The following is a 23,147-nucleotide window of genomic DNA, read 5'->3' as shown; positions in this document are numbered from 1 at the left end:
CCTTTCCGTTTGGAGGGGTGCTTTTTGCTTGTACCCATTGCAACCTCTCTATTCTAAATAGATAATTTAAGCAGATATCATTTTACAAAATTTAAATCCTTTTACAAATCTTTTCGTCTTACTAATTGAGGTGATAAAAATGCCCGAGGATCAGGAACTGATCGAGGAAATCTTGCAAGGTAGCCAAGCCGCGATGGAGGTACTAACTAGGAAGTACTACAAACCCATCTATGCGTTTGTATATCGAAAAGTAGGAAACAAAGAAATGGCCTATGATTTGACACAGGAAATTTTTATAAAAATGATGCAGCGAATCAAGTCGTATTCAAATAAAGGTAGTTTTAAAAGTTGGCTCTATACAATCGCCGTGAATCATTGCCGTGATTACTGGAGAAGTGCGGACTACAAACAGACATCTAAGCAAACAGAGCTTCAGGAAACAATTAAAAGTGAACACAGTAATGTTCCTTACATATTTGAACGAAAGGAAACGAGGGAGCAGGTGAAGGCAGCGATTAATCGTCTACCAGATATCCAGCGGGAGGCCGTGATTCTGAAATATTATCATGACATGAAAATTCAGGAGATTGCAGATATCACAAAAGCGAATGTGTCGACTGTCAAATCAAGGTTGAAGCAAGGTCTCGGAAAAATTGCAACAGCTTTAGAAAGAGGTGAGGGCTATGAACAACGACAAACAAAACGATAACTACGATGATGAAATTTTTGAGCTGGAACAGGAAGTAGGGGTGTCACTTGATGAATTTGATGTGGAATTTCCAAGTGAATCCGAACTTATGATGACCATTGATGCAATGAGACCATATGTCCCTACGAAAGAGAGCAAGTGGGAAACTCTAGTAGCCAGTGTATCAAATGTCATCATGCATTCAACAAGAGAAGTCTTTTATTTTTCGGGGATGTTCTGGGGGTTAAATCTATTATTTTTAGCAATCGGTGTATTATCCGTTTTTATTTACAAAATAGATCCCTATCTCATCATGTTGTATGTTGCACCTCTCCCAACAATTGTCGGGTTTATAGAGGTGTTTAAAAGTAGTAATACCGAAATGGTGGAATTAGAGTTGTCCTTTAAATTTAGCCTGCAGGAAATTATTTTTTCAAGGATGTTGGTCGTAGGCCTTTTAAATGTCACATTAAACGTTCTTTTAACGATAAGCTTCGCCATCCTATTACCAGAGCTTATGCTAGGAAAGTTCATTCTATATTGGGCAACGCCGTTAGCCATCATTGCTGCCATTATGTTAGTAGTATCTTCGAAGTATCGCAGTGCGCACACGTTTAGCGGTGGACTTGTCCTTTGGACTTTAGCAGCAATCGCGCTCACAAAGCAAGAGGTCATTGAACGAATCGAAACCATCTCTTCATTGGCTTATATTTTAGTCACGGTTGTGGCAATGACTTTTATCGTTCTTAAAATGTTGAATATTTACAAAAGGGGAATTTCATATGAATTTAACGATTGAGAATGTGTCTAAAGAGTTTGATGATAAAAAGGCACTGGACTCCATAAATTTGGAATTTACAACCGGGGTGTACGGGATTTTAGGCGCAAATGGATCAGGGAAAACGACATTGATGCGCATTCTCGCGAGTGTGATGAAACCAAGCTCTGGGAGAGTTTTACTCGATGGTGAGGACATCACAGTAATGGACTACCGATATCGAGATGTGATTGGGTACTTGCCACAGCATGTTGGTCTGTATAAAAATTTCACAGCTGAAAAATTTCTATTCTATATTGCTACGTTAAAAGGGTTATCTAAAGAAGAGGCAAAGGTGAAGGTTGCGGATACATTAGAATTGGTTGGGCTAGCAGATCAAGCAAAGAAAAAAGTAGGTAAGTTTTCAGGCGGGATGAAGCGCCGTGTTGGTATTGCACAGGCTCTGTTGAATGACCCGAAAATTTTAATCGTGGATGAGCCGACAGCCGGGCTTGATCCAAAAGAGAGAATCCGGTTCCGAAACCTGTTATCGCAAATCTCAACAAATCGAATCGTTTTGTTATCCACACATATTGTCTCAGATATTGAGTTCATTGCGAAGGAAGTGTTGATATTAAAAGCAGGGAAACTGGTTCAAAAGCAGTCACCGAAAGATTTGTTAAAAGGAATTGAGGACAAGGTCTGGTCAGTTACTGTTCATAATGAGTCGGAAATCACGAGATTCCAATCGATTTACAAGGTTGGCAATATTGCACGTGTCGGGGACAGCTTCCAGCTACGTATTTTGAGTGACGTCAAACCACATCTAAGTGCTGTGCAGGAGCATCCAAATTTAGAGGATTTATATCTCTACTATTTTGATGAGGAGGTGGCGTAAATGGACTTGTTGAAATTTGAGTTATATAAAATTTTTAAGCAAAAGATGGTCTATATTGCGTTCCTATTGTTGATCGTGTTCTCGACGGGCTTTACGTATTATCCTAGTGCTCATGAAGAAAAAGAATTGTATAAGCCCTGGGAAGGGACGCTTACAGAAGAAAAGGTAGAGCTTGCGGCAAAGGAAAATGATGCTTTTAATAAAAAAATGGAAGATATGGATGAATTCTCGAAGTTGTCTGATGAGGAATGGACCAAGAGTGGAATTTACGAAACCATCGTATGGGGTAAACAGGTAGAAAGCAATGCAAATCAAAAAATAAAAGAGCTTGCAAAGGAAAGTAAATATAATTCCGAACTTGAAATCGCCATGCTAAAAGAAATTGATACAACCTATTTTGCTTATAACAAAGGACCGAAACAAATTATTGATTATGCGAGTATTTTTTCGTTGATGATAACAGGAGGTATGCTGCTAGTTGGGCTTTCTACCGTCTATACACAGGAATATAGCTCTGGAGTAGATAACTATATTCTTAGCTCAAGAAATGGGAGAAGGACGCTATTATGGTCAAAGCTAGGCGCGGCTTTAATCTACACGGTTTTGGTTGTCATTGGATGGGAGATCTTCAATCTCGCATGGAATCTTATTCAATATGGCAATGGTGGTTGGGAAACGTCACTACAGTAATACTTTAAATACTACTTCTCACCTTATAGCTTTACGATGCTAGAATTCCATTTGCTTCAATTGGGATTCCATTTACTTGGGGCATGTAGCTTTGCCATCATGATTGTGCTTGTATCGGCTTTATGTAAAAATGCGTTGATTTCTCTTATCATCAATGGCGCTATTTTTGCGATCCCATACTTCCTAGTCGATTTAGCTAGATTACCTGGATGGGTAGAGGATATTTTCCAATTTTCCTTCCTCTACTTTATGAATGTCGAGCCATTCTTTGATGATTTTAAAACAATTAATCTGTTTGGGTTGCCCATCCTATACTCAATCGTTGCGGTCGTTGTGATGATTGTCGTCATAATCGTGGTTCCTCTCCTAACATCACTTGTTGTGAAACATAAAGAAGTCACTTCTTGAATGTGATCACCTGCTCCGAGGAGCGGGTGATTTTTAACTTATTCTTCGTAGCTTTGGATTAGATTGGCTAGATGGGCATAAGCACCACCTGCCCGAAGTGCTGCAGTTACCAGAATTGCTTCCGCAAGCTCTTCACTCGTTGCCCCTAGCTTTTCTGCATTTTTTGAATGAACATCAATGCAGTATGGACATTGAGTTGCGTGTGCAACGGCAACGGCAATAATTTCTTTAAACTTCCTGCTTAATTTTCCTTCTATTGTGGCTGCAGCACTAAATGTACCATACGCTTTGAAGCCATCTGGGGCAAACTTTCCTAATTGGCCAAGATGTTTTAAATTTGATCGAGAGTAGAGTGTATCGGGAGCATCTTGATTTTTTGCATTATGTACATGTGTACTATGGGTTACAGCTCCACCGGCTTCAATCGCAGCTACAACAAAGACGGCCTCGGTTAACTCTTCTAAGGATGCACCAGCTTTTTTCGCACCTTTTGTATGCGCATCAATACAATAAGGACATTCTGTCACATGTGCAATCGCAACCGCAATAATTTCCTTTTCTTTCTTAGATAATGCCCCTTCTTTCATAACTGCCTCATCAAATGCATTCATCGCTTTTAATTGTTCTGGCGCAAGGTCCTTTATTTTTGTAAAATGTTTTACATTTTCTTTCGGATAAAAGCTCGAAGCCATATGGAAACCTCCTTTTCTATTCAGGATATTTTTACCCTTAATTATGAATAGCATTCAATGAGTGGTTCTTGTTATAAGAAACGGGTGATTGGTTCCGAACGGTGGCTTGTTGAACCAGGAAAGTTCTTGATTAGCTGGATGAAGACTCGAACGGAGTAAAGATGATTCAGGAAGTGTCATCATAAGCCGGATGAAGACTCGAACGGAGCAGAAACGATTCAGGAAGTGCCATCATAAGCCGGATGAAGACCTGAACAGAGCAAAGACGATTCAGGAAGTGTCATCATAAGCCGAATGAAGACCCGAAAGGAGCAGAAAGGATTCAGGAAGTGCCATCATAAGCCAAATGAAGACCCGAACAGAGCGGAAATGAGTCAAGAAATGCCCCCATAAGACGAACGAGTTAAAATAATCCTTCATTTCACGGACCATTTTTAAATGGTCTTTTTTTATACGCACTTCAAATCCTTCCCCCATGTATGATACCTAAATTACTGGAAAACCTAATGGCAAAATTACTTTTTTAGGAAATGAGGGTTTATTGTGGCAAATGAGAAGAAGCTTCCTGAAACACCTGAGCCGTTATGGAGGGTTGATGTTGACATTCCAACCTTTTCTTCGCTTGAGGAGGATCTTGAAGTTGATGTAGTGATTGTGGGTGGGGGGATTGCCGGCCTAACCTCTGCTTATGTATTAGTAAATGAGGGACTGAAAGTTGCTGTATTGGAGGCGGACCAATTACTCAATGGAACAACAGGTCACACCACCGCGAAGGTAACTGCACAACATGATCTCATCTATGATGAATTCATCACGAATTTCGGGAACAGCACGGCAAGGCTTTACTATGAAGCAAACACGGACGCCATTCAATTCATCGAAAAAACAGTAAACGAGCATCAAATTGATTGTGATTTTAGCAGGCAAGATGCCATCATCTACTCAACAACCGACGAATATGCACAAAAGCTGGAAAAGGAAGCACAAGCCTATGAAAAAATAGGAATTGATGGTGAACTTGTTGGCAGTATTCCTTTTAAAATTGAAGTGAAAAACGCACTGATCATGAAAAATCAAGCCCAATTCCATCCGGTCAAATATTTAGCACATCTTGTTAACATCATAAAAGAAAAAGGTGGACTCATCTTTGAACATACAGTTGCCGTAAATGTTGAAACAGGAGAAAAGCCAGTAGTTCTGACTCGCAATAACAAGCGGGTTAAAGCCGGATTCGTCCTCGCTTGTTCTCATTTCCCATTTTATGAGGGCGCGGGTCTTTATTCTGCAAGAATGAAAGCAACACGTTCATACATAGTAGCTATAAAAGCAAAGGAACATTATCCTGGTGGCATGTATATAAGTGGGGATAAACCGAAACGTTCGATTCGAACCGCGTCAAAAAATGGTGAAGATTATATTTTAATTGCAGGGGGGGACCATCAGACTGGCGAAAGAAATGACACAATGGAAGACTACCATGCATTAGGTTCGTTTGGGGAACAGGTATTTGACTTAGAAGATATTCAATATCGCTGGTCGGCACAAGATCTTCAAACATTGGACAAAATCCCTTATATTGGGGAAATCACAACGGGTGAACCTAATATTTTGGTGGCAACGGGGTTTCGCAAATGGGGTATGACAAATAGTACAGCGGCTGCTCTTTTATTTAGAGATATCATCCTTAAAAGAAATAACCCGTATCGTGACTTGTACTCACCGGCACGTTTCTATGCACATCCTTCTCTGAAAAATTTCTTTGTCAACAATGCGAAAGTCGTCAAGCACTTAATCCAAGGGAAAATGGAAATCCCACAAAAAAATGTGGCTGATATTCCAAATGGAGAAGGGGCGGTCATCTCAATTGATGGCCATCGAAAAGGCGCGTATAAAGATGAGAACGGAAAGCTCTACATCGTGGACACAACATGTACTCATGTCGGCTGTGAAGTTCATTGGAACAATGGTGAAAAATCATGGGATTGCCCATGTCATGGTTCCAGGTTCTCCTATACGGGTGAAGTTCTCGAAGGTCCAGCCGAAAAACCATTACAGCAATACGACTATACAATGCTTGATAACCTTACCTCGGAGGATTCTGGTTATTAGGCCAGCCATAGGGACGGTTCCTGTGGTCCCCAAAATGGGGACCACGAGAACCGTCCCCGTGGTCTCTTTTAATGCATAACAGCGGTGAATGAATATGAAAGACTATTATACTATCAGTTTTAGATATTTGGGCTTGTATAGCATTGGAGTGAGAAAAACTTTGTGGTAACAAATAACTGAATATTGCAAACGATATTGACGTATGCGATTGAAAAATTGTAGTGTAATGGAGGGCAGAGTCCATTACACTTTTCTATCCACGAAATTCAACAAATCTTCTAAATCCAAACTTTCCCATTACATAATTCACGGCAGTCAAAGTAAAAAAGCAAAAGATGTCTTTTTTACTTTTTAACTGTAGATATGATACATAGAAGGGAGCGTGCCGTTTACAAATACCATAATTTTTGTCTGACCAAACTAAAAAGTGGAGGTATGTGAATGAAGAAGTTAGTTAGTTTTTCAATCGTTCTTTTACTCATGTTATCGATGTTTGCGGGGGTAACCTTTGCCAATCAGCCAGACAATGTTGGGAAAGGGAACTTAGATTTTGTTGAAGGCGAACTCATCGTTTCGGTTGAACCGAAACAAAAGGGAAAGAATGATCTCACCATTCAAAGTGCAGATAGTCTTAAGGGACAGGAAGATGTCCTAAAAACGAAGGGATTCTCAATCATTGACACTCTCCATGTAGAAGATACTTCAGTCAAACCACTTATAAGCAAAAATTTCAACAAAAAAGTAGTCGACAAAATGGGCTTGGTCTACTTAGTGAAATACTCTCCAGACAATTTCAAATCTAGCGCTCTTGCAAAAAATGAATTGCGCAAAGAGTTAATGAATCTTGGTTTCAAAGTTAGATATATTTCAGAAAACTATAAGATGATGGCCATTGAAGGAACAGCCACAATTCAAGCTGTTCATCAAAATCAAAAATGGCATTACGACATGATTAAGGCGCCACAAGCCTGGACGATTACGAATGGGTCTAGTGCGGTTAAAGTTGCTGTATTGGATACAGGGATTGACCATAATCACCCTAGTCTAGCAAACTTTGTAAATACTAGCTTAGGTAGAAGTTTTGTAGGTGGAACGACGATGGATGTTCAAGGCCACGGCACCCATGTGGCAGGAACGATTGCGAGCTATGGCTCAGTTTCAGGAGTAATACAAAATGCAACTCTTATCCCTGTGAAGGTTTTAGGTGACGATGGCTCTGGTTCTTTATACGGAATCACACAGGGAATTTTATATGCTGCCGATATTGATGCAGATGTCATTAATATGTCTTTAGGTGGCGGTGGGTATAATCAAAGCATGGATGAAGCAGTTCAAACTGCAACTGCCCAGGGAACCATTGTGGTAGCAGCGTCAGGTAATGATGGTGCATCCAGTATTTCCTATCCGGCAGCGTATAGTAGTGTAATTGCGGTTGGATCTGTAACTTCAAGCGGAACGCGCTCAAGCTTTTCTAACTATGGATCTGGTCTGGAGCTAATGGCACCAGGCTCAAGTATCTATAGTACTTATCCAAATAGTCGATATGCCACTTTATCCGGAACATCGATGGCGACGCCGCATGTTGCTGGGGTAGCGGGCTTAATACGGGCGGCCAATCCGAACATTTCAGTCTCACAAGCCAGACAAATTTTGCGTGATACTGCACAAGAGGCTGGTAGCTTTACGCAATACGGCTATGGAATCGTGGATGCTCATGCAGCAGTTGTTGCCGCATCTGGAGGCGGTGGTACAGAACCTCCACCACCATCCTCAACAGAAACAGTCACAGCAGTATCAACAAACTACAGCTATTACTACCGTGGGGAAACAGTGTATGTCACAAGCACGGTAAAAGATTCGAATGGGGCGGCGGTTGCCAATGCAACCGTTAATTTTAAAATTACAAGACCAAATGGCACAACTGTTACATCCTCCGCAACAACAAACTCATCAGGCGTAGCCACTTGGTCAATTGGAACAAACTATTCAACAGCAACGGGAACTTATCGCTTGGATGCAACTGCATCAAAAAGCGGATTTTCAAGCAGTACCGCTTCAACTACGTTTAGAATTTATTAGGGACGACAGGGGTCATAGGTGCCATAGGGACGGTTCCTGTGGCTCTTGAAAATTTGGAGCCACAAGAACCGTCCCCGCGGCCTAAAAATAATATTTGCTATTTATAATCATATCTGTTATTCTTAAGAAGAATTATCTTTGTTCTTTTTCAGATTAAGAATGTATTTTTGTTTTTCGTCTAAGGTATTTGAACACTGATAGTAACAAATGTGTGGATCGCCACACCAGGAGGCAAATTAACATGGAACAAGGTAAAGTTAAATGGTTTAATGCAGAAAAAGGTTTTGGATTCATCGAGCGTGAAGGTGGAGAAGACGTATTCGTACATTTCTCAGCTATCCAAGGCGAAGGCTTCAAATCTTTAGACGAAGGTCAAAGTGTAACATTTGATGTAGAACAAGGACAACGTGGTCCTCAAGCATCTAACGTTAGAAAAGCGTAATAGTAGCCATTAACAACCAAGGGGTGTACCGATTTTCGGTATGCCTCTTTTTTGTAGTAACCAGAGGGACGGTTCCTGTGGTTCCGTTGGGAACCACTAGAACCGTCCCCGCGGTCCAAAAGGAAGTTATATATGAGAAGAAAATTTGTGGTTAGTGGTCTCGTAATTTTGCTTATGTTCCTTATGTTATTTGGTACATATAGGTTAATGAATTCAAGGTCATTCCAGATATTTGGAGGGCTTACACAGCAAGTTGATACAGATCGAAAGGTGGTTGCTCTTACATTCGATGATGGTCCATCTGATAATGTGAATGGGATCCTACCGATATTGGAGAAGTATGATGTGAAGGCTACATTCTTTTTAATTGGACAAGATATGGAGAAATTCCCGGAAGAAGCAAAGAAAATCGTGGAAGCGGGTCATCAGGTTGGGAATCATACGTATTCTCATAACCGAATGGTGTTCAAATCACCTTCTTATATAAAGGAAGAAATCGACAAAACGAATCAACTCATTCGTGATGCAGGGTTTGAGGATCAAATTGATTTTCGCCCGCCAAACGGCAAGAAGCTCGTCGGTATGCCTTACTACCTTCATAAACAGAATATAAACACCATCACGTGGAATATAGAGCCGGATAGCTATTTCACAACTCCTGAAGAAAAAATAAAGTATGTTAAGGAAAACATTACACCTGGATCCATCATTTTGCTTCACCCAATGTACGATGATATTGATAAGGTGCTAGCGGGAATTGAAGGTGTCATCCAAGTATTAGTGGAAGAAGGATATTCGTTCGTAACCGTTAATGAACTTCAAGGGCTGTGATAAACCACACTTATCTTGTAATAAGTAATAAAAAAGAACCAAATTTATATAAATTGGTTCTTTTTCCTTTTTATGTTGTACGGGCATCAGATTGCTTGTTAAACACCCATTTTTCTGCGAGTATTGCTAGGTTTTTTTGTTTGCTGGCTTTTCATCTTTTTTGTTGAAAGGTCTGCATTCATTTTTCCTTTACCAGTAGAGGACTGGTTCTTTTTATTTGCAAGCTGCTGCTTCATTGCTTCTTGCAGGCTGATTTTCTTTTTTGGTGCTTCGGTTTGATTATTCTCGGTCATAGGAATGACCTCCTTTTATAAAAATGGTAGTTAATCCAGTATAATCTATTTTCGTTTAATAAGAAAGAAGGGACTAAAAGAAACAAATCCCTCCTTTTTGGAAAAAGGTTCCTCAATTCCGATATATGAAACCTTTCACGTTTCAAAACGTATAAAAGGTAGGACACAAAACGGAGGGGATTATTTGAAGAAAGGTTTTTTGGTGTTTTCTCTAATCGGGTTGCTTTTTCTTGGCGCTTGTTCCGTCTTAGAGAATGTTAATAATACAGTAACATATGTGAATGAAGCGACGGATTATGTCAATGAAGTGAGTACCTTTATTAATGAGGCTCCAACTCTGGCAGAACAGGCGGTTACCGATGAGCAGGCTAGAGCCGATCTGGAGACAATGCTAACTGAAATTCAGACGGATATGGTAGCATTCAACGAACTACAGCCACCAGAAATGGCTGCAGACCTTCATCAGCAAATCGTAGATTATAACCAACAGGCAGAAGAAGGTATTGCTCTGTTTTTAGAAAATATCGAGAATGGACAAATAGATCCAGCTCTTTTTGAAAATAGTGAAGTATTTCAAACGTTACAGAACGTAACCAATACAATTGATCAGATTAAACAAATAGGTGAATAAAAAACGAGGCGCATCTTTATATAAAAAGGTGCGCCTTATTTTTTAATACACAAAATAAATCAAAATCGATGTCACAATCCCAATCCATACACTTAGTAGAATACAATATCCCATAATGTGGCGGATATGCAGTCCGACAATACTTAAAATCGGAAGCGCCCAGAATGGTTGAATGAGATTCGTCCATGCATCACCCCAGCCTACAGCCATGGCAACAACCGCTGGGTCAGCACCAAGCTCAATACCGGCAGGAACTTGAAGTGGTCCCTGAAGTGCCCATTGGCCACCACCAGATGGTGCAAGGATGTTGACGAGTCCTGCGGTCCAGTAAGTGAACACACCAAATGAATCGGCGCTCGAAATCGATGTCATACCGGTAATAATCGCATCTGCAAGCCCAGAGCTACCTAGTAGTGCAATAATTCCCGCGTAGAATGGAAATTGTAGAATAATAGGGGAGATGGAACCGGCTGCTTCTTTAAAAGCCTTTCCGTATTGGCCAAGCGAACGATGGAAAATCAAGCCCAGTGATAAGAATAGAATATTAATAAGGTTTAAGTTTAAATCCACACTTTTTGAGAACTGTAGCAACACATAAATGATTCCAACTAAACCAATTAAAATTCCCAAAATAGGTGTGTTTTCTAACCGTATGGCAGGCGAGTTCTTTTCATCATTTGATACCATCTCTACCTGTGGCTTTTCTTGTTTTGCCGTATATGGGATGATATTCTTTTTCGGCGCCATGAGTAGAATAAAAATAGGAATGGTAATAAGTAGTGTAAAGAAAATGATAATCGTACCCGGGTGGAAGATCGTTTCTGAGGTTGGGATAACACCCATTACATCAGCTAGAAAGTGATTTTCTGTAGCGATTGTTAGAAGGATGGAGCTGGAAAGTCCTGCTGTATAAAGTACGGTAGGTGCGTAGGCACATGCGACCAAAAGTGGAAAGTGGGCATTCATATTTCGTTTTCCGACTTCACGAGCAACGATGGCACCAACAACAACTGCAAGTCCCCAGTTAATGTAATACGCAGCAGCAGAAATCAAAAACGTAAATAAATAGGCCTTTGTTGCCGTATTAGCTTTAGCTGAAATAGCCTCTAAGCCTCTCCGGACAAATGGAACCGAAGCGAGCACCATCCCCGTCATAAGCAAGAGTACCATCTGCATTGTAAAAGCTAAATAAGTCCAAAATCCATCTCCATACGACTGAAACAAATTCATCGGATCAGCAGGGGCCGTAAAAAAGGCCAAGACAAATACAAACAATGTCATCAACACAGCAATAACAAATGCATCCGGCAAATACCGCTGAATCACACGAGAAAAGCGTTCTGACACCCTGTTTAACATGTTTTCCCCTCCTTTTACTACAAAAGGTATGAGGGAGGGGATTTTAATATGCCTGGTTAAAATGGAGAAAACGCGTTGTCCTTTAAAAGCATATTCATGTTTGGAATTTACGATTATTCCTTACATATTTTTCCCCATTCAAGAAGAAAATACGTTAGATGGAAAAATTGGGAAGGGATGTAAGGGTTTATGGATGAGTTATTTATAGCACGATCCTTATTCGGAACAACAATGGCATTTCATATCATATTTGCAACAATTGGTGTTGGGTTACCTTTTATGATTCTTACTGCGGAGCTAATATATCAGAAAACGAAGAACTATGAATATGTTGTGATGGCAAAGCGTTGGACTAAAGCTTTTGCGGTTCTACTTGGAGTTGGTATTCCGACAGGCACCATAGCAGGTGTTCAGCTTTCTTTATTATGGCCAGGTTTCATGGAGGTTGTTGGACGTGTTATGCCACTTCCTTTTCAAATTGAAATTTACGCTTTCTTTGTTGAAGCTCTTTTTATGTCCATTTATGTGTATGCTGCAGAACGAATAGCCCCATGGATGAGGATTGTCAGTTTAATGTTAGTCGCTTTAGGTGCACTTGCATCTGCAGTATTAATTACAAATGTTCATGCGTTTCAAGGAACCCCAGCAGGATTTCGTTATGAAAATGGTCAATTTGTAGATATTGATCCATGGGCTGCCTTTTTTAATCCAAGCTTTTTTGTCACTGCTTTACATGTTGCATTATCAGCCTATGTCGTTGGTGCATTTGTAGTAGGTTCTGTCTCTGCATACAAAATGTTAAGAAATAAATATGGATCAAGACTATATTTGTTCCATCAAAAAGCATTAATGATCAGTCTTGTCGTTGGCGGTATTTTTTCTTTTCTAACGGCTATTAATGGGCATGAATCAGCGCAATACTTACATAGATATCAACCTGAAAAACTTGCTGCTGCTGAAGGTCTGTTTGATACTCAATCACATGCCCCTTTAGCAATTGGAGGTTTTACTGATAGGGAAACAGAAGAAGTGAAATGGGCCGTAGAAATACCTTGGGCTTTAAGCTTTCTAGCTGGGAATAGCTTTGATACAGTCGTTGTCGGATTAAATGATTTTCCTGAAGAGCTATGGCCCCCATTATTTATTCACACTCTTTTTAATGTAATGGTTGGAATTGGTTCTCTACTCATTCTTATTTCTTTATTTGGACTGATATGGAAAAAAACATTAAAGAAAAAACGATTTCCAAAAATCTACCTTTGGATCATGGTTTTTACAGGACCACTAGCAATTGTTGCAATCGAAAGCGGTTGGATTTTCGCTTGTACCGGCCGTCAACCATGGGTTATTTATCACGTATTAAAAACGGCTGATGCTGCAACTACGGCATCAAACCTGGGGATTCTTTCCTTATTATTCTTTAGTGTCTACCTTATATTAGGGATATCGGTTGTTTCCGTTCTTTTGTACTATTTTAAAAAGAATACAGTGTTTGATGATTTCAATAGAGCTGAAAAAAAAGGTATTCCTTTATTCGGTTCAAATTCTTAGGAGGAAGTCAACATGGCTGATGCTCTTATTGCTATTACTGTTCTATGGGGATTTGTGTTTATCTATGCTGTCATGGCAACAATGGATTTTGGAGCAGGTTTTTGGTCGATGATTTATTTAAATCGAGACAACGTAAGTGCTACTAACATTGCAAACCGTTATCTATCCCCTACGTGGGAAGTAACAAACACATTTATCGTTGCGTTAGTAGTAGCTATATATAGCCTTTTTCCGAACGCAACCTATACATTAGGGACCATTCTTATACTACCAGGAAGTATGATTTTACTTTTATTAGCACTACGGAGTGCGTTTTTGGTATTTTCGAATATTGCTACGGAATACCGGAAACCGTTAACTTATATATCAGGGATTACGGGTATTATAATACCCGGAATATTAATTAGCGTCCTACCTATCACTCATGGGCACTACATTGATTATGAGAATGGGACGGCTAATTTAAACCTACAAACCCTTTTTACAAGCCCCAATGAGTATGCTTTTATAGGGTTTGCAATTACCAGTACATTGTTCTTATCCTCATTATTATTAGCGGACTATTCGAAGGTATCAAAGGAAATGGAGGCATATAAGGTGTACCTAAGAGATGGACAAATATTAGGACCTTTATCCTTAGTCATGGCTTTCTTCATTATGTTCACGTTAAAAGATGAGGCACCCTGGCTATATGCTCGGATGATCGAGGACCTTCCTCTACTCCTTTTATCAGTAGGATTATTTTTAATTGGAGGATTAGGCTTATTTCTTCCATCTTTTTTTGAAAAAGGAGTACGTGGAATGCCAAGAATATCTGTAATCGCGATAACGATTCAATATTTGGTTGCTAGTTACGTTTATGGTAAAGCACACTTACCCTATATCATCTATCCAGATATTACGATTGAATCGGCTTTTACCGATCCAAATTCATTCCGAGCTGTTTTTACAACCTATATTATTGGATTTGCTATTCTATTTCCTGGATTTATCTATTTCTGGACCATCTTTATGAAAGATAAAAAATACTTACAGAAAGCTAAATAGGGACCAAAGGGACGGTTCTTCCGGTCCCTGGGGACCACAAGAACCGTCGCAGTGTAAGGATTTACTTTATTCCATTATGGGACAGCCACCTTTTTGAGATAGAGACCTTATGACGACCATAAAATATAAGGTGGACGAATTAATTGAACGATGGATGCCCTACATGCAATTGTAGGGGAAGATGGAGAATATCTTATTTATAAGAGTGCGCGTTTACGCGCCATGGAGTTATGCTACGATATCCGCCATTCCTTATTAGGGGATAGAGAATTCAATTTAAAAGATAATGGCATAACAACAGAGATGATGAAATATCATTCACTAATTAGCAGGAGTCGTAAAAAAGGCCAAGGCCAAGACCAAGACAAAGACAAACAAGATCATCAACACAGAAATAGCAAACGCATCAGGCGAATACCGCTGAATCACACGAGAAAACGGCTCTGACACTCTGTTTAACATTTTTCTCCTCCTTTTTACTACTAAAAGTATGAGGGGGGACAATTCTCCTGTGAGGAAAACACTTCCAAAAGCGAAGGGGATATATTGAGGTGTGGGGTATTGTACACAAAAGGCTGCCTACCCAATGGTCTAAAACGTGGGAGAAGCAGCCTTTCTTATAATCTACTTTGTTTTATGATTTATTTTTATATCATGTTTTTTCACATATTCATAGATCTCTTGATTTGTTTTATTATCATATTTTTTTACCCATTCCTTATTAGATAAATCAACAATTTCATTTCGTAGGGAGTGATATTCATCTTTCGCTTTTTCTTTTAAATCAAAGGTGAATTTTGAAGTGAAGTATAACACTGCGCCTAAAAATAAGTCCCTAGCTATATGTTTATTTGAAAACAGCATTTCAAAAAATGCAGAATTTCCAAACGAAAATGGGGTGTATACGAAATACTTAATAATTGTGTAGAAGGCATATCCAATTAACGTATACAAGAAAAATCTATGCATCGTTTTTTTTCTATTATGCTTTTCGTTAAAATCAAGTAATCGATCCAGTGAATCTCCATCAGCCCTTGATATACTAGTTCCTTCCTGATGCCAAGGTGCTGAAAAACTATTATCTGACATTGTACTCCCCCTTACATGAACTTTAATTCATCCACAAATCTATTCGTTTGGTACATTTTATTTTTAGTTCAGTAGGAATATGACAAGCTTCCTGTGAAGTGATTGAATAAGCAGGATTTTTCGATGCGAATATGGAAAATAACTACCAATCATGAAAGCTGTCGAAGTGAAAACATATGCTAAATGTTGCATTTAAAGAAAGTGGGAATGGCCATGATACGCAGTCACAGAGATGTCAAAACCAAAACTAGTAGTCTTTAAATAATTAATGTTGAATAAAATTATTAATAGGTGAAACTGGAAAGGAAAAATGGACGTTGCAATTAGTCCAACAATTTTAAGAAAGAAATACGTAACTAGGGAGGGGAAGTTATGAATTCAATATCAAGTGTTTATATGCCTAGAGCCATTTTTTATGGAAATGGATCCTTTAAACAATTAGGGGCTGAAACTAGGAAACTTGGAACCAGCGCTCTAGTCATCAGTGACAAGATTATGGACAATCTTGGTTATGTCGATCAATGCAAAAAAATGTTAAATGAAGAAGGGATTCTTTGTTCAACCTATTTAGGAATAGATTCCGAACCGACTGATCTATTTGTAAATGAAGCCCTGGAAATATGTATACAAAATAATTGTGACGTCATCATTGCATTAGGTGGGGGTAGCTGTATTGACACTGGAAAAGCTGTTGCGGTTTTGGCAACGAATGGTGGAGATATCAGTGATTTTATGGGGAATAAAAAAATTCTTGATAAAAAGGCGATTCCTCTAATTGCCATTCCAACCACTGCAGGTACTGGCTCTGAAGCAACAGATGTTACAGTCATAACAAATACAAGTACTGATGTAAAAATGATGATTAAACAACCGATGTTTTTACCAGAAGTAGCAATTGTTGATCCTAAACTCACACTTTCATCTCCTAAACATATCACTTCAGCAACTGGGGTAGATGCCCTCACTCACGCCATAGAAGCATACATTTCAAGACGTGCACATCCATTTACAGACACCCTTGCTTTATCCGCAATCAAATTGATTTACGAAAATATTGAAGAAGTATATAAGAATGGAAATCATATAGCAGCGAGAGAAAAAATGTCATTAGGGGCCTTAAAGGCGGGTATCGCATTTTCAAATGCATCTGTTTGTTTAGTTCATGGAATGTCTAGACCGATAGGAGCCATCTTTCATGTCCCGCATGGAGTTTCAAATGCCATGCTGCTACCGGCCATTTTGGAATATAGTAAACCAGCATGCATTAATAGGTTAGCTGATATTGGACTGTTTATTAAACCAGAGTTACGCAGTTATTCTAATGAAGAAATAGCAAATATGGTTGTACAAGAAATAAAGAAACTTTGTCTGAATTTGAATATCCCTAACATGAAGGAGTGGGGGATCAACAAACAAGAATTAGACAAAGTAGTAGGAAAAATGGCGAAAGATGCTCTTGCAAGTGGGAGCCCTTCGAACAATCCAAGAATTCCTATTGAAGAAGAAATTATTGAATTATACCAACTTTGTTTTGATTATGATATGAGTGAAGGTATGAATGAATCGATAAAGTAATCTCAAAAAACTAGTTCACGGCCTCTGAACAAGTTTTTTTATTTCATATCACTACATTCTTATTATTTTTAGGACTAAAAGAAGGATTTTTCGACACGAGAATGGAAACTATTTAACAAAAGATAAAAATTTACGAGGTGACTCCATGCTTAAGCAGGGGTATACTAAGAAATTACTTCAAAAAAATTAAAGAAGGATCTTGCTAATCTAGATATGAGAAAAATACCACATTGGTAAGGAACCATTGATACAGAAGAGGCTAGAAAACTTCTTTCCTCATACATATTTACGGTGACAAGAAGATCTCTCAAATTTGTGCGGGATAGCCAAATGCTGATAGACAGGCTTTACTTGAACAAATTCGGAACCGTAATGAAATCATAACAGTTTTACGTTAAACAGATTAATTGAAACGAGCTTATGCCATGAAAAAGAACGAACTGATAAATAAAATAGAAAACCTATCCATATGGAAAAAAGGCGGCCAACGTGCCCCGCATAAACCATTATTAATATTGTTAGCATTGGGTGAGTTCCAATCAAAGAAATCCAATATGTTTCTTTATGAAGAAATTAAGCCAAAGTTGACACAATTATTGGTTGATTTTGGGCCAATTCGAAAGTCTTATCATCCTGAAGAACCATTTGTTAGATTGACAAGAGATGGAATATGGCAACTAAATAAAGAAGTAAATAAAAGCGATCCTTCAAATAAGACTTTGTTACAGAATGATATTAAAGGTGGATTTACAAGTGAAGTAGTCGATTTATTAAAAGTGGATCCATCACTAATTTCTAAGATGGCCCAAATAATTTTGGAAAAACATTTTCCGGATACAATTCATGAAGATATTTTAGCTGCAGTAGGTTTAGATTTAGAATATAGTGCTAAGAGAAAACGAGATCCAAAATTTAGAGAGAAAATTTTAAGAGCATATGGCTATAGTTGTGCTGTATGCGGATTTAACGTTCGTTTAGCACATACATTAGTTGGTGTAGAAGCAGCTCATATTAAATGGCATCAAGCTGGAGGACCAGATTCCGAAAACAATGGAATCGCGCTATGTTCACTTCACCATAAGTTGTTTGATAGAGGAGTATTCACAATATTAGATAATAGGCAAATGATTGTATCCCAGGAAGCGCACGGAACTCATGGGTTTGATGGATGGTTAATGAAATATCATGGTGAGATAATAAGAGAGCCGATAGAGACTTATTACAATCCGGATACTGCTTTTTTGGGCTGGCATATACGGGAGGTTTTCCGAGGACCCGAAAGATATATTATAAGTTAATCTAAAAGTCGAGGAACTTGAATAATATTCAATTCGGCTTCTTTGCAGTAAGCTCTAGCACTATTCTTACATAGTATTACCTTCGCCTTAATCCAACTCAAATATAGATTTGTCAGGTTATGAGTTTTCATGGAGCCAATCCAGAATGAAGTGATACTGGATTGGTTTTTATTATGGTTTGCTGATGCTTTTGGCTCTTATGGGCAAGGCGTATGTCAAGCGTTTTATCAAGAGTCTTATAGCATCTTATCTTCAAGTTTCTTAGTGCAACAGCTTTGTAATTACATCTGTGTAAATTATTTTCTACTCCCAGTTTTATAGCCTTTTGGACAAGTTTGCTAGAAAATTTAACCCACCATGTTTTTTCATTTTCCGCAGAATTGTTTCCGATTTTTCCATTTCCACTTAAATTTAAAAAAAGAAGTGACTTTTCTTCTTTGGCATTTGCTAGTTTCGAAGAAGAAGAAGTCTCTGATGAATTCTTTGTAGTAATCTCTGTAGAAATCTCTGGTATTGCTTTGCTCATTTTGGGCACATCGTCTGTCCAAGTTGAACACATCGTCTGCCCAATTTGGACAACTCGATTTGTCTTCATCGCTAGACAACGAAGCACCGTTCTCTACCCGGTAGCCTTCACTCGTTTGTTGGCAGCGGTTTCCACTGCAATGGATCTCATTATATCAACAAATGTGTTTCTTACACCTGGTGGTGCGATTGTCGAGAAAAAAGGCGCACGCGTTGTCGAGCGTAATGTTGAAACAGTGGAAATGTAAGGAAATGGGCCAACTCTCTACTAGGGAGCTGGCTCTATATTTTTAATGAAAGGAGGAGGTATGGTGGAGCAGCTACTGCCTTTAATTCAAGAGGTTGGCTTTCCTGTCGTCGTGACATTCTATCTTTTGCACCGGATTGAAAGGAAGCTTGATAGTCTCATTGACGGCATTCAAATGCTGCCACAAAGCATGAAGGCCGCCCCACCGTATGAGACGAAGAAAAGTATATCGTAGAAATGAGGTACCTGAAATGCAAGAGCAAAATTGATCCGTTATGAGGATTACTCGTACAGAGTCCTTGCAGTGAAGATGCAGAACTCTGTACTTTTTTATGGTCTAGAAAATAATAAAATTTATCATTGTGGATAACTTTTAATGGGTGTATCCAAGTCCAGCTCCAACGCCTAGCCCCTCGAGGTCATAAGCCAATCGCTTCGGAAGGCAAGAGGCGCCTTCTGTCAGCGCTCGTCTTATGCTTGTCGGGGCTGATCAAGGCGCTTGCGCTTTTGTTCTGTGGTTTTATGATTTTACTAGCTTTTCAACAGGTTGGAAGCCTTTTGTCTTTAAAAACTTCATGTTATGCTCAAAATTGTTAAGCGAATCGGAACAATCAATGGCTTCAAAATTTAAACTCTTAAAAGTTTCCTTATCTATTTTGGCTGATACTATCGTTTCCTTTTCTGTATGCCCGGTAACGGTATTGAGTCGTTCGTCGTTCGCGTGAATATATACATAATCGATAGGTAATAAAGCAAATAGATCACCAGCTATCCGAAGAACACAGCTACACACATAATCCTGTTCAATGTCTAACTTTTTGGTTTTTGGCATGGCCCTTTTTGAAAGCTTACCTGTTTTCGTTAATGATAAGATTTCATTTGGAACGACAGAAGAAGAATGGACGTCAAATTCAACCTCAAGATACGATGGATCCTCCATGAAAAATTCAAATCCACTACCAAATTCGGCTAAGTCATCAAGCGGGGCAAATTCCTCTAACACTTGGAAATAGGTATCAGGGTCACCTTCCAATACCTTGGAAGCGATTTGAACTAAATGTTCCCATTCGTCGTATTCATCTTGGTCCTTTTTCTTTCCGGTTTCAATGGCAGATTGTAACGCTACTCTTTTTTTCATGTCTTGTTTAAATAATTTTTCGAAAAAACCAGGCTTATAGTTGTTTGCTGCTTTTCTTGCAATAGTCTCATTCGGTCCTGTTTGTCCAGGTAGAAAGGGTGGAGGTGCCTGTCTTACTTCTTCCCAATCGACATGTGTGTCGCATTCCTTATGAATCGACTTAATCATTTCAAGCTTATTCTCAAAAAGCTCCACCTGATACTGATTGTATTCGATCTCCTGTCGTTTTTGAGCTTCACGTTGCTGTTTTTTCAGTTCATTATGTTGTTTATACGCATTAGAGCGGTAGTTTCGTCCCGAACTAGTGGTTGTATAATAAATACCACTTCCAGGAATGCCAGCAGTTGCTCTTCTTTGACCACGCGAATTTATGGAATAGCGAAGACCTTTCCCGCCAAAGCTAGCACCAACTCCACGTTTTGATACATTTACTCGCACACCGGGTGCAATCTTAAAGCTTTTCCGAAAGTTAAGCCCCATATTACATCACCCCACAACTTATTTTTACTTATTATACCAAGAATTAATAAGGTTAGGAGAATATACCACGGGTGTAACGCTTTTTGGAAGCAGAAAGAGAGAAAAAACAGGAAAACTCACCATTAAGGGTGAGTTTCATGTGTTATTCTACCTTATATTTTAAAACGATCATCGTTCTTTCGGGAAAACGCACCGCCTTCACGAAGGGTTTCAGCTAGAGCGCGTTCGGCAAGCATTTCCATACTTACTTCTTCTTTATACTCATTTCGAGTAGAATTGTTTTTCGATTTGTTTTGAATGTTTTTCTTATCTGTCACGGTTGCTCCTCCTTTCTTTTGTTAGTATGTTCTCTATATGAAGCTATCATGATTTTTACAATTTATTAATAAGACGGTTATGGTATTTGCTGAAAATAAGTAATGCAAGAATTGCTCCTATAAAGCTTAAAGACATATCCCATTGAGTATCCCATATATCACCCTGAGTACCTAAGAAGTCTCTCGCAGCCTTTCCTCCATGTGCTATTTTAGAAACCAACCACTCAATAATTTCATATAGGGCTGAAATTGCTAAGGAAGCACTTAAAACAAAAGTTATTACCCAAAAACCTTTCTTCAATTCGGTTTTCCTTATTATGATTTCTCTAATGACAATTGCTAACAGCCCTTTTAGAAAATGTCCAAACCGATCATAGTGATTCCGGTTTAGATGGAATTCCTCTTTAATCCAATTAAAAAGAGGCACTTTAGCATAAGTATAATGACCGCCAACAAACGTAAGAATGCAAAGTATTGCAATAATCACATAGGCTAAGGTTGTAAACCGGAATTTATTGTATGTTAATAGTAGAATAACTAGACCAATAACTGCCGGAATTACTTCTAAAGCCCAATCTCTATATGTGTCAGGTTTTATTCCCGACCAAACCAGTACAGAAAGGACGATGAATAGAAGGATAATGTGTATTCTCGTGCTATTTTTTTCTCTCTTCAATGGTTTCACTCCGGATAAAAGGGATTTTACTTATTAGTATTTCAATACAAAGATAATACAATACCTTGCTGGGGTTGATGAAGATAGAAACATATTCCAAGATGCTTCTATTTCGTAATCACAATGATACCTGAGAATTGCGTCAGGTGTTTTTTGGTGGCAATCATTCTTTAATCTCGATTTTTCGATTTTTGAATGAGCCTGAATGTTCGAGTGTAATATGGGCTTCTATCGACTTTATGCTGTCTTCTTGAAGTAAGGCATCCTGATTTTTTAGCTTTTTCCATTCAGCAGGACGCTTTCTGTATAGCTGATGCTCTAAGTTCAAGAAATCAACATCATGCTCTCGACCAAATTGATATAATTGTCTTATTTCAGAAATGACTCCCTTTTTAACGAATTTCTCCATTGCGTTTACATTAATCGTATTATTCGATATGCGATTACTTACTTGTCCATCTGCCAGGAAGAGGATGGTAAAACGGAACCGTCCGTCTTGTTTTTCGGGATGAATGTTTACCATTGGGTGTTCAAGGACCGTTATAAATTCGGGTTGTGTTTCGTTCGGTACTAGTAAGGATGCGCGTACTGTTTCTGGTGTCAGCCAGCGCAAACCTTTTATTTTCTCATATGGAAAATAGCCTTTGTATTTTTGGTTACCTAAAAAAAAGGCTCCATCAATTGCTAGTTTCCCCTCATCTTTTTTGTTTTTCTTCCACTGAGTATCATCAATTGTGAGTGAAGGGATATACGTAGTTCGACCCGGGTCAAAAAATTCACGTACAAATTGATTTAATTTTACAGACCTGATTGTCGAGCTTTGCTCGTAGGAACCTTTTGGACTATGAAGTATTGTATTTAATGAATTTTGATTAAAAAATCCAGTTGTCGATAAAACATCAAGAATGGAATCCTTTGTCCCAAAAATCCATGGAGTAGGGCGGAATTCGTAGTATCGTGTCAAGCCATCAAATATACTATCCAATCCTTGTTCTAATGCACTTTCGCTTAAGACAATTGCGGTGACATGTGCCCAAAGAAATCGTTCCTGTGCGGTATGATAGGCTTTAAAAAACGCGTCGATAAAGGTTTTCCCACCCGTTTCGGAAACATAAACTTCAGGTGGTCCTTTATCACCACCTTCTCTTTTTGCAACAGACGTTAATCCAATCATCTGAATCGAGAGTAAATATTTCCCATCTTGGTAATCGACGCCGATAGCAGTGGCAAAGTTTTGATTTTCAATTTCACCTATGTCATTGTTACATGCGGTTACAAGGACAAGACATAGAACAAGAGTAATTGAACAGGTTATTTTTCGCTTCAT

26 protein-coding genes are annotated in these 23,147 nt (G+C 38.8%); 17 read left to right on the top strand and 9 right to left on the bottom strand.

Annotated features, from left to right (window positions below; genetic code table 11):
* Nucleotides 1–139: 139 nt before the first annotated feature.
* The 5 genes from ABC371_RS20365 to ABC371_RS20345 are packed head-to-tail and all read left to right on the top strand — an operon-like array spanning nt 140 to nt 3,441.
* Nucleotides 140–709: an RNA polymerase sigma factor gene (locus ABC371_RS20365; protein WP_412898467.1), complete on the top strand. Its 570-nt coding sequence runs from the start codon at nt 140–142 to the stop codon at nt 707–709.
* The gene (locus ABC371_RS20360; RefSeq protein WP_412898466.1) at nt 684–1,487 is read left to right on the top strand and encodes a hypothetical protein; all 804 of its coding nucleotides are present in this window, start codon (nt 684–686) and stop codon (nt 1,485–1,487) included. The genes ABC371_RS20365 and ABC371_RS20360 overlap by 26 nt, the downstream gene beginning before the upstream one ends.
* The gene (locus ABC371_RS20355) at nt 1,471–2,343 is read left to right on the top strand and encodes an ABC transporter ATP-binding protein (RefSeq protein WP_412898465.1); all 873 of its coding nucleotides are present in this window, start codon (nt 1,471–1,473) and stop codon (nt 2,341–2,343) included. The genes ABC371_RS20360 and ABC371_RS20355 overlap by 17 nt, the downstream gene beginning before the upstream one ends.
* Complete coding sequence (locus tag ABC371_RS20350) at nt 2,344–3,033, top strand: hypothetical protein (RefSeq protein ID WP_412898464.1); 690 nt, start codon at nt 2,344–2,346, stop codon at nt 3,031–3,033.
* A 36-nt stretch (nt 3,034–3,069) separates the two neighbouring features.
* Complete coding sequence (locus ABC371_RS20345; RefSeq protein WP_412898463.1) at nt 3,070–3,441, top strand: hypothetical protein; 372 nt, start codon at nt 3,070–3,072, stop codon at nt 3,439–3,441.
* Nucleotides 3,442–3,479: 38 nt separating this feature from the next.
* Here ABC371_RS20345 and ABC371_RS20340 read toward each other — a convergent pair whose 3' ends face one another.
* Nucleotides 3,480–4,133: a carboxymuconolactone decarboxylase family protein gene (locus ABC371_RS20340; RefSeq protein ID WP_412898462.1), complete on the bottom strand. Its 654-nt coding sequence runs from the start codon at nt 4,131–4,133 to the stop codon at nt 3,480–3,482.
* A gap of 543 nt (nt 4,134–4,676) precedes the next feature.
* Here ABC371_RS20340 and ABC371_RS20335 point away from each other — a divergent pair.
* The 4 genes from ABC371_RS20335 to ABC371_RS20320 all read left to right on the top strand — a co-directional run bounded on the left by ABC371_RS20335 (nt 4,677) and on the right by ABC371_RS20320 (nt 9,594).
* A complete protein-coding gene (locus ABC371_RS20335; RefSeq protein WP_412898461.1) occupies nt 4,677–6,242 on the top strand; it encodes an FAD-dependent oxidoreductase in 1,566 nt (521 codons plus the stop codon).
* A gap of 441 nt (nt 6,243–6,683) precedes the next feature.
* Nucleotides 6,684–8,321 (top strand): S8 family peptidase, encoded by a 1,638-nt coding sequence (locus ABC371_RS20330; protein ID WP_412898460.1) that lies wholly within the window; start codon nt 6,684–6,686, stop codon nt 8,319–8,321.
* Nucleotides 8,322–8,562: 241 nt separating this feature from the next.
* Nucleotides 8,563–8,763 (top strand): cold-shock protein, encoded by a 201-nt coding sequence (locus ABC371_RS20325; RefSeq protein ID WP_136381765.1) that lies wholly within the window; start codon nt 8,563–8,565, stop codon nt 8,761–8,763.
* 132 nt (nt 8,764–8,895) lie between these two features.
* A complete protein-coding gene (locus tag ABC371_RS20320; protein ID WP_412898459.1) occupies nt 8,896–9,594 on the top strand; it encodes a polysaccharide deacetylase family protein in 699 nt (232 codons plus the stop codon).
* 98 nt (nt 9,595–9,692) lie between these two features.
* Here ABC371_RS20320 and ABC371_RS20315 read toward each other — a convergent pair whose 3' ends face one another.
* Entirely contained in the window at nt 9,693–9,887 is a 195-nt protein-coding gene (locus tag ABC371_RS20315; protein ID WP_412898458.1) for a hypothetical protein, read from the bottom strand.
* Nucleotides 9,888–10,071: 184 nt separating this feature from the next.
* On the opposite strand from ABC371_RS20315, the gene ABC371_RS20310 reads away from it, so the two are divergent.
* The gene (locus ABC371_RS20310) at nt 10,072–10,518 is read left to right on the top strand and encodes a DUF6376 family protein (RefSeq protein WP_412898457.1); all 447 of its coding nucleotides are present in this window, start codon (nt 10,072–10,074) and stop codon (nt 10,516–10,518) included.
* A 42-nt stretch (nt 10,519–10,560) separates the two neighbouring features.
* On the opposite strand, the gene ABC371_RS20305 is transcribed toward ABC371_RS20310, so the two are convergent.
* On the bottom strand, nt 10,561–11,877 hold the full coding sequence (locus tag ABC371_RS20305; protein ID WP_412898456.1) for a short-chain fatty acid transporter: 1,317 nt from the start codon (nt 11,875–11,877) through the stop codon (nt 10,561–10,563).
* Nucleotides 11,878–12,066: 189 nt separating this feature from the next.
* On the opposite strand from ABC371_RS20305, the gene ABC371_RS20300 reads away from it, so the two are divergent.
* The 3 genes from ABC371_RS20300 to ABC371_RS20290 all read left to right on the top strand — a co-directional run bounded on the left by ABC371_RS20300 (nt 12,067) and on the right by ABC371_RS20290 (nt 14,922).
* Complete coding sequence (locus ABC371_RS20300; protein WP_412898455.1) at nt 12,067–13,428, top strand: cytochrome ubiquinol oxidase subunit I; 1,362 nt, start codon at nt 12,067–12,069, stop codon at nt 13,426–13,428.
* Nucleotides 13,429–13,440: 12 nt separating this feature from the next.
* Nucleotides 13,441–14,475, top strand: a complete 1,035-nt coding sequence (locus ABC371_RS20295) for a cytochrome d ubiquinol oxidase subunit II (RefSeq protein WP_412898454.1) — start codon at nt 13,441–13,443, stop codon at nt 14,473–14,475.
* Nucleotides 14,476–14,625: 150 nt separating this feature from the next.
* Complete coding sequence (locus ABC371_RS20290) at nt 14,626–14,922, top strand: DUF6904 family protein (RefSeq protein ID WP_412898453.1); 297 nt, start codon at nt 14,626–14,628, stop codon at nt 14,920–14,922.
* Between the two features lie 177 nt (nt 14,923–15,099).
* Here the strand turns inward: ABC371_RS20290 and ABC371_RS20285 are convergent, their stop codons facing one another.
* Nucleotides 15,100–15,564, bottom strand: a complete 465-nt coding sequence (locus ABC371_RS20285; RefSeq protein WP_412898452.1) for a DUF2663 family protein — start codon at nt 15,562–15,564, stop codon at nt 15,100–15,102.
* Nucleotides 15,565–15,936: 372 nt separating this feature from the next.
* Between ABC371_RS20285 and ABC371_RS20280 the strand changes: the two genes are divergently transcribed.
* Both ABC371_RS20280 and ABC371_RS20275 read left to right on the top strand, forming a co-directional pair.
* A complete protein-coding gene (locus ABC371_RS20280) occupies nt 15,937–17,139 on the top strand; it encodes an iron-containing alcohol dehydrogenase (protein WP_412898451.1) in 1,203 nt (400 codons plus the stop codon).
* A 425-nt stretch (nt 17,140–17,564) separates the two neighbouring features.
* Complete coding sequence (locus tag ABC371_RS20275; RefSeq protein ID WP_412898450.1) at nt 17,565–18,437, top strand: phosphorothioated DNA-binding restriction endonuclease; 873 nt, start codon at nt 17,565–17,567, stop codon at nt 18,435–18,437.
* A 127-nt stretch (nt 18,438–18,564) separates the two neighbouring features.
* On the opposite strand, the gene ABC371_RS20270 is transcribed toward ABC371_RS20275, so the two are convergent.
* Nucleotides 18,565–18,963: a hypothetical protein gene (locus ABC371_RS20270; RefSeq protein WP_412898449.1), complete on the bottom strand. Its 399-nt coding sequence runs from the start codon at nt 18,961–18,963 to the stop codon at nt 18,565–18,567.
* Here ABC371_RS20270 and ABC371_RS20265 point away from each other — a divergent pair.
* Entirely contained in the window at nt 18,956–19,210 is a 255-nt protein-coding gene (locus ABC371_RS20265) for a DUF2922 domain-containing protein (RefSeq protein WP_412898448.1), read from the top strand. The genes ABC371_RS20270 and ABC371_RS20265 overlap by 8 nt on opposite strands.
* A 63-nt stretch (nt 19,211–19,273) precedes the next feature.
* On the top strand, nt 19,274–19,444 hold the full coding sequence (locus ABC371_RS20260; protein ID WP_412899406.1) for a YvrJ family protein: 171 nt from the start codon (nt 19,274–19,276) through the stop codon (nt 19,442–19,444).
* A gap of 285 nt (nt 19,445–19,729) precedes the next feature.
* On the opposite strand, the gene ABC371_RS20255 is transcribed toward ABC371_RS20260, so the two are convergent.
* From ABC371_RS20255 to ABC371_RS20240, 4 genes are all read right to left on the bottom strand, one after another.
* Nucleotides 19,730–20,827 carry a DUF4236 domain-containing protein gene (locus ABC371_RS20255; RefSeq protein ID WP_412898447.1) on the bottom strand — a complete coding sequence of 366 codons (1,098 nt, stop codon included), beginning with the start codon at nt 20,825–20,827 and terminating at the stop codon, nt 19,730–19,732.
* A 152-nt stretch (nt 20,828–20,979) separates the two neighbouring features.
* Entirely contained in the window at nt 20,980–21,144 is a 165-nt protein-coding gene (locus ABC371_RS20250; protein ID WP_412898446.1) for a hypothetical protein, read from the bottom strand.
* Between the two features lie 55 nt (nt 21,145–21,199).
* Nucleotides 21,200–21,820: a DUF2238 domain-containing protein gene (locus tag ABC371_RS20245; protein ID WP_412898445.1), complete on the bottom strand. Its 621-nt coding sequence runs from the start codon at nt 21,818–21,820 to the stop codon at nt 21,200–21,202.
* 163 nt (nt 21,821–21,983) lie between these two features.
* Nucleotides 21,984–23,147, bottom strand: coding sequence for a Ger(x)C family spore germination protein (locus ABC371_RS20240; protein ID WP_412898444.1), 1,164 nt, complete (start codon nt 23,145–23,147; stop codon nt 21,984–21,986).

The sequence above is a fragment of the Bacillus jepli genome (assembly GCF_047238305.1).
Classification (GTDB): Bacteria; Bacillota; Bacilli; order Bacillales; family Bacillaceae_L; genus Ferdinandcohnia.
The sequence above is the reverse complement of the archived record's forward strand: the minus strand, read 5'-3'. Positions and strand labels throughout refer to the sequence as shown.